Origin of the sequence: Streptomyces sp. SolWspMP-5a-2, from assembly GCF_900091845.1 — a bacterium.
Taxonomy (GTDB): Bacteria; Actinomycetota; Actinomycetes; order Streptomycetales; family Streptomycetaceae; genus Streptomyces; species Streptomyces doudnae.
Genome location: NZ_FMCI01000065.1, coordinates 1 through 6092 on the forward strand (window position 1 = coordinate 1; position 6092 = coordinate 6092).

Genomic DNA, 6092 nt, shown 5'->3' on the forward strand with positions numbered 1-6092 from the left:
GCGGGCGCCGTGCGGGCGGCGCCCGGGTGCGGCCCGCGCAGTCCGACGGCGAGCCCGGCGGCGCCGGTGACCAGCGGGAAGTCCTCCGTCGCGGCGGCGATGACGGCCAGGTCGCGGTCGTCGACCGCGTCGACGACGGTGAGGGCGTCGGCCCGCTCCGGCTCGTCGAGGGCCGCGCGGACCGCGTCGGCGCCGTCGCGGACCGTCTCCAGGCCGATCCGGGCCACCGGGCGGCCGGTCTGCGGCGCCAGCAGACGTTCCACGCGCGCGTCCCGCATCGGGGTGAGCGGGTGCCGCCGCATCGGGCTCTCGTCGAGCAGGTCGTCGTGGACGAAGAGGCGGCCCCGGTAGACCGTGCGGCCGGTTGCGGGGAACGACGGGACGACGACCGTGCGCCGCGCGCCGAGCGCGTCGAGCAGGGCGTCCGTGACGGGGCCGATGTTGCCCCGGGGCGTCGAGTCGAAGGTGGAGCAGTACTTGAAGTAGAAGCGCCGGCAGCCGAGGGCGCGCAGGGCCTCAAGGGACCGGACGGAGAGCGCGACGGCCTCCCCGGCGGGGGCGGTCCTGCTCTTGAGCGCGACCACGACCGCGTCGGCGTCCGCGAGCGCCGGGTCGGCCCGGCCGAGGGCGTCGGGCCCGACCGCGACCACGGTTCTGAAGCCCCGCGCCACGAGCATCGTCGCGAGGTCGGTGGCTCCCGTGAAGTCGTCGGCGATGGCCCCGAGCGTCGGCATCAGTTCTCCCGCGTGCGGTCCGGACCACGGCGGCTCCCGAACGGACCGCCGTGATGATCTGTGAAATTATGTTAACAGACTTTACCCATATGGGATCTGGTGATACACGTTGATACCTGTTGCTTCCGGCACGCGCCCAGCACGGGCCCGGCGTCCGCCGACCGCGCCGGAAGCTCCCCTCAGCCCGTGCGCGCTCATCGAGGAGAGCCCATGAACCTGCACCACCTGTTCGCCGACGGCCGCGGCCGGACCGTGCGCTACGCACTGTCCGGCGCCGGGGGCGGCTTCGCGCGGACCCTCCTCGCCCAGAGCCGCCTCATGCCGGGCCTCGCCCCGGCCGTCCTGTGCGACCGCGACCTGCCCCGGCTGCGCACCCTGCTCCTCGAACTCGGCCACACCGATGCGGAGTTGAGCGAGTGTCAGGACGCGCCGTCGGTCGCCGACGCCGTCGCCGCCGGGCGGATCGCGCTGGTCGCGGAGGCGTCCCTGCTCACGGCCGCCGACTGGGACATCCTGGTGGAGGCCACGGGCAGCCCCGCCGCCGGACTCGCCATGGCCGAGCAGGCCCTGCACGCGGGCCGCCACGTGGCGCTGGTCAGCAAGGAGGTCGAGTCCGTCGCCGGACTCCACCTCGCGACCCTCGCCCAGGAGAAGGGCCTCGTCGTCACCACCGCCGACGGGGACCAGCCCGCCAACCTCATCGGCCTCGTCACCTGGGCCGAACTCCTCGGCCTCGACGTCGTCGCCGTCGGCAAGTCCAGCGAGTACGACCTCGTCCTCGACCCGGCCGCCTCGCGGGTCACCCAGCTCGACACCACGGTCGACGCGCCCGGCCTCGCCGACCTGCTCGACCTCGGCGACGACGTCCCCGCCACCCTCGCCGCCCGCGCCCGCGCCGTCTCCGCCCTGCCCACCGGCGCGACCGCCGACTACTGCGAGATGGCCGTCGTCGCCACCCACACCGGCTACCGCCCCGACACCGAGCTGCTGCACTACCCCGTCGCCCGGATCGCCGAACTCGCCGACGTCTACCGGCCCGCGGACGAGGGCGGCATCCTCTCCAGGACCGGCGTCGTCGACGTCTTCAGCGCCCTGCGGCTGCCCGGCGAGGCGTCCTTCGCCGGCGGTGTCTTCGTCGTCGTGCGCACCGGCGACCCGGTCACCTGGGAGCTGCTGCGGGACAAGGGGCACGCGGTCTCCCGCGACGGCCGGTACGCCGCCGTCTACCTGCCCTACCACCTCATGGGCGTCGAGGCCCCGGTGTCGCTGCTCTCCGCCGTCCTGCACGGGCGGCCCTCCGGCGGCACCGACCCGCGCGCCCACGCCGTGCTCGCCGGCCGCGCCCGCGCCGACCTGCCCGCCGGGACCGTCCTCGACATGGGCGGCCACCACCACGACGTCACCGGCGTCCAGGCCGTGCTGCTGCGCGCCGAGGACGCCCTCGACGACATCGCCCCGCTCTACCTGGCCGCGCACACCACCCTCGCCAGGCCCGTGGCCGCGGGTGAGACCCTGCGCCTGGGCGACCTCGCCGACCCCGACCCCGACCTGCTGCGCGCCTGGACCTCGGGACGCGCCACCCGCCCCGCACCGGAAGGGAGCGTCCACGCGTGAGCACCGACCTCCAGCACCTGCTCCTCGGGGTCGGCGCCGTCGTCGTCCTCGTCCTGCTGATCACCAAGGCCAGACTCCACCCGTTCCTGGCCCTCACCCTCGCCGCCCTCGGGCTCGGCGTCGCCTCCGGCATCGCGCCCGCCCCGGCCGTCAAGGCGTTCCAGGGCGGATTCGGCGACGCCCTCGCCGGGGTCGGCCCGACCATCGGCCTCGGCACCCTGCTCGGCGGCATCCTGCTCGGATCGGGCGGCGCCGACCGGATCGCCACCGTCTTCATCGGCGCCCGGCCGGTGCGCTGGATCCCGGCCGCCATCACCGCCGCGGCCCTGCTGATCGGCATGCCGCACCTGTTCGACGTCAGCTTCGTGATGCTGGTGCCGCTGGTGTACACCGTCGCCAAGCGCACCGGCACCCACCTGCTCTACGTCGGCCTGCCGATGGCCGCGGGCCTGTACGTCTCGCACGGCCTGCTGCCCCCGCACCCCTCGCCCACCCTCGCGGTGACGGCGTACGACGCGAGCACCGGCCTGACCATCCTCTACGGCCTCATCATCGGCATCCCGCTGGCCGTCCTCACCGGACCCGTCCTGACCCGCGCGATCAGCCGCTGGTTCGGACCCGCGCCCGACCTGGACAAGGGCCCGGTGCAGACGGCGACCGACGAGCCCGAACACCGCCGCAGGCCCGCCTCGTTCGCCCTCGCCCTGATCACCGTCCTGCTGCCGCCCGGCCTGATGCTGATCGGCACCGTCGGCACCGCGAACACCACCGAGGGCACCCTGCCCCACGCCTTCTTCGACGCCTGCGACTCCTCCGTGCTGTCGCTGCTCGCCGCCGTCGTCTTCGCGTTCTTCGCGCTCGGCGTCCGCTCCGGGTTCGGCCTCGGCCAGCTGCAGAAGATGGCCGCCAAGGGCCTCGGCCCGGTCGGCGGCATCATCCTCATCCTGGGCGCGGGCGGCGGCCTCAAGGCCATGCTGACCGAGACCGGCATCGACACCCTGATCTCGGACTACGCCGTGGACTGGGCCATACCCCCGCTGCTGCTGGGCTGGCTGGTCGCCGCGCTGCTGCGGATCTGCCTCGGCTCGGCGACGGTCGCGACCGCCGCCGCCACCGGCATCGTCGCGCCGCTGCTCACCGCCTACCCGGGCACCTCGCCCGAGCTGATGGTGCTGGCCACCGCGTCCGGCGCGGTGATGCTCTCGCACGTCAACGACTCCGGCTTCTGGCTGTTCAAGGAGTACTTCCAGCTGTCGGTCGCGCAGACCTTCCGCACCTGGACGCTGATGCTCTCCCTGCAGTCCCTGCTGAGCCTGGGCGGGGTGCTGCTGCTGAGCACCGTCGTGCACGGCTGACGCGGTCCGCCGGTGACGGCCCGCGGACCGTCACCGGCGTGATCATCGGTTAACGTCATCACCGTCGAGAGGAGACGCCCCCACCATGGCCGAGGACCGCAAGCCGCCGCTGATCCCCGACCAGCGCCGCGAGCACCTGCTGAAGGCGCTGCGGCGGGAGGGCGTGCTGAGCGTGCAGCAGATCACCCGGCTGCTCGGCGTCTCCCACATGACGGTGCGCCGCGACATCGCCGAACTGGAACGCGCGGGCCAGGTCTTCTCGGTACCCGGCGGTGTCCGCATCGCCAGCACCATCACCAGCGAACCCGGCTTCGACGACAAGTCCGAGGTGGAGCAGCCGCAGAAGGCCGCCATGGCGCGCGAGGCCGCGCACCTGGTGCGGGACGGCATGACCGTCTACCTCGACGCGGGCACCACCCTGCTGGCCATGGCCCCCGTGCTGGCCGGGCTCAGCCGCCTCACCGTCGTCACCAACGACTTCACCACCATGGGCAGGCTGATGGCGGCCCCCCACTTCGACCTCGTCCACACCGGCGGCCTGGTCGACGTCTCCAACCGTTCCAGCGTCGGCCGCCTCGCCGCGAACACCCTGCGCGACCTGGCCCTCGACCTCGCCTTCATCAGCACCAGCTCCTGGGACCTGCTGCGCGGGGTCACCACGCCCTCCGAGTCGAAGGTCGAGGTCAAGCAGGCCGCGATGGCGTCGGCGGCGCGCTCCGTGCTCGTCGCGGGATCCTCCAAGTACGGCACCTTCGGCCGGTACCGGGTGGCCCCGCTCGCCGCCTTCGACACGATCGTCACGGACACCGACCTCAGCGAGGCGGCCGCCGAGGGCGTCAGGTCGGCGGGTACGGGTCTGGTGCGGGCCGGGGCGTGACGGACCGTGCGCGACGGCGCACAGGGCGCGATGTCCGCGCGCGGGCGGCGCCGGGAGGTTTGCGCGCGCTCTGACGGTGCACACGAGGAGCTGACACGACCTGTACATGACTAAGGGAGTCAACCTCATGGGCATCATCGCCTGGATCGTCATCGGCCTGCTCGCCGGAGCCATCGCCAAGCTCCTCCTGCCGGGCAAGGACCCGGGCGGCATCATCGTGACGATGCTCATCGGCATCGCGGGCGGCCTGCTCGGCGGCTGGCTGGGCAAGGTCATCTTCGGTGTCGACTCGATCGACGGGTTCTTCAACCTGTCGACCTGGGTCGCCGCCATCGTCGGCTCGCTGATCCTGCTGATCCTCTACCGCGTCCTCACCGGCAACCGGCGTTCGCACGCGTGAGCCGCCGCACCGGACCCGGCGCGGGGCCCGACGCCCCCGCCGGGCCCGGACCGGCGCCCCTCACGGCGCCACCGGGCCGCCCCGCTCCTCCCGCGGCCCCCGATTCTCCTCCGGCGCCGACCGCCCCACCGGCCCGGATGGTTCCCCGTCAGGGGCGCGCCCCGAGGAACGCAGGAGCCAGCGCCGCTCCGCGTAGGCCAGATCGTCGCGCCACAGCCGCCCGGACGCCACGCCGAGGAGCCTGCGCACCACCGGGGACACCGCGCGGGCCGCGCCGAAGCCCGGCCGCCCCGACGAGGCCACCACCGCCTCCACCACCGCCGTCCGCGGACGGCCCCGCTCGTCGCACCCCACCGGCGTGGCATGCGTCTCCACCACCGAACCGCGCCCCTCGCCCTCCGTGATCCGCATGACGACGGTGCGCGGACCCGGCGCGGTGAACACCGCCCGCACCGGCACCACCAGCCGCCCCGCCACCCGGAACGAGACGTCCACGGTGAACCCGTCACCCGTCCCGGGCTCCGGCGTCCCGACGACGGCCAGATCGACGAACGCGTACGGGTGGAACCAGGCCCCGTGCCACGGATCCAGCCGGTTGGCCACCACGTCCTGCGGCTCGCACACCCCCGTCACCGTGTGGACGGCCGCGATCGACCGGGCCGGATCGGGGCGCGGCGTGAGCACCGGGACCGCCGTCGGCGCCTCACCGCCCACCCGGTCGAGCCTGACCCGGACCAGGACCCCGTCGTCGTGCACGGGCAGCGGCCGCCACCCGGCGAACGCCGTGCCCCGCAGCGCCAGTCCGTGCCAGTGGCAGACGAGCACCCCGCAGCGCACCGGGCTCTCGGCGAGCGCCGCGCCCAGATGCGGGCAGACCCCGGGACCCGCCACGAGCCGCCCGTCGGGACCGCGCCAGACCACCACCTCCTCGCCGCCGACCGTCGCGGCCAGCGGCCGGTCGTCGCGCACGTCCCGGCTGGCGCCCACCACGAACCAGTTCCCCGACGGCCTGGCCACCGCCCGCTCCAGCGCCGCCGCGATCACCGCCGGGCGGGCCGCCCGCCACGTCGGCCGCTGCCGCTCCCAGCGCACCGCGCGGCGCCGCAGCGACA

Annotated in this window: 6 protein-coding genes; 4 read left to right on the forward strand and 2 right to left on the reverse strand. The window is 74.4% G+C overall.

Features of this window, described 5'->3' with window-relative positions; genetic code table 11:
- Positions 1-734, reverse strand: a 734-nt coding sequence (locus tag GA0115242_RS06445; RefSeq protein ID WP_141721517.1) for a four-carbon acid sugar kinase family protein, incomplete at its 3' end; no start/stop codon positions are given.
- 210 nt (positions 735-944) lie between these two features.
- Here GA0115242_RS06445 and GA0115242_RS06450 point away from each other — a divergent pair.
- The 4 genes from GA0115242_RS06450 (at position 945) to GA0115242_RS06465 (ending at position 4980) form a co-directional block, all read left to right on the forward strand.
- Positions 945-2348 (forward strand): homoserine dehydrogenase, encoded by a 1404-nt coding sequence (locus tag GA0115242_RS06450; protein ID WP_093825434.1) that lies wholly within the window; start codon positions 945-947, stop codon positions 2346-2348.
- Complete coding sequence (locus GA0115242_RS06455) at positions 2345-3703, forward strand: GntT/GntP/DsdX family permease (RefSeq protein ID WP_093825436.1); 1359 nt, start codon at positions 2345-2347, stop codon at positions 3701-3703. Before GA0115242_RS06450 ends, GA0115242_RS06455 begins: the two co-directional genes overlap by 4 nt.
- 85 nt (positions 3704-3788) lie before the next feature.
- Positions 3789-4580 (forward strand): DeoR/GlpR family DNA-binding transcription regulator, encoded by a 792-nt coding sequence (locus GA0115242_RS06460; RefSeq protein WP_093825438.1) that lies wholly within the window; start codon positions 3789-3791, stop codon positions 4578-4580.
- 127 nt (positions 4581-4707) lie between these two features.
- A complete protein-coding gene (locus tag GA0115242_RS06465) occupies positions 4708-4980 on the forward strand; it encodes a GlsB/YeaQ/YmgE family stress response membrane protein (protein ID WP_093825440.1) in 273 nt (90 codons plus the stop codon).
- A gap of 60 nt (positions 4981-5040) precedes the next feature.
- Here the strand turns inward: GA0115242_RS06465 and GA0115242_RS06470 are convergent.
- The coding region (locus GA0115242_RS06470) for a DUF5914 domain-containing protein (RefSeq protein ID WP_237548901.1) at positions 5041-6092 on the reverse strand (1052 nt) is incomplete at its 5' end.

Bases quoted from the DNA above. Each gene is read 5' to 3' on its own strand.
- GA0115242_RS06450 (WP_093825434.1), top strand. From the start codon at position 945: ATGAACCTGCACCACCTGTTCGCCGACGGCCGCGGCCGGACCGTGCGC.
- GA0115242_RS06460 (WP_093825438.1), top strand. From the start codon at position 3,789: ATGGCCGAGGACCGCAAGCCGCCGCTGATCCCCGACCAGCGCCGCGAG.
- GA0115242_RS06465 (WP_093825440.1), top strand. From the start codon at position 4,708: ATGGGCATCATCGCCTGGATCGTCATCGGCCTGCTCGCCGGAGCCATC.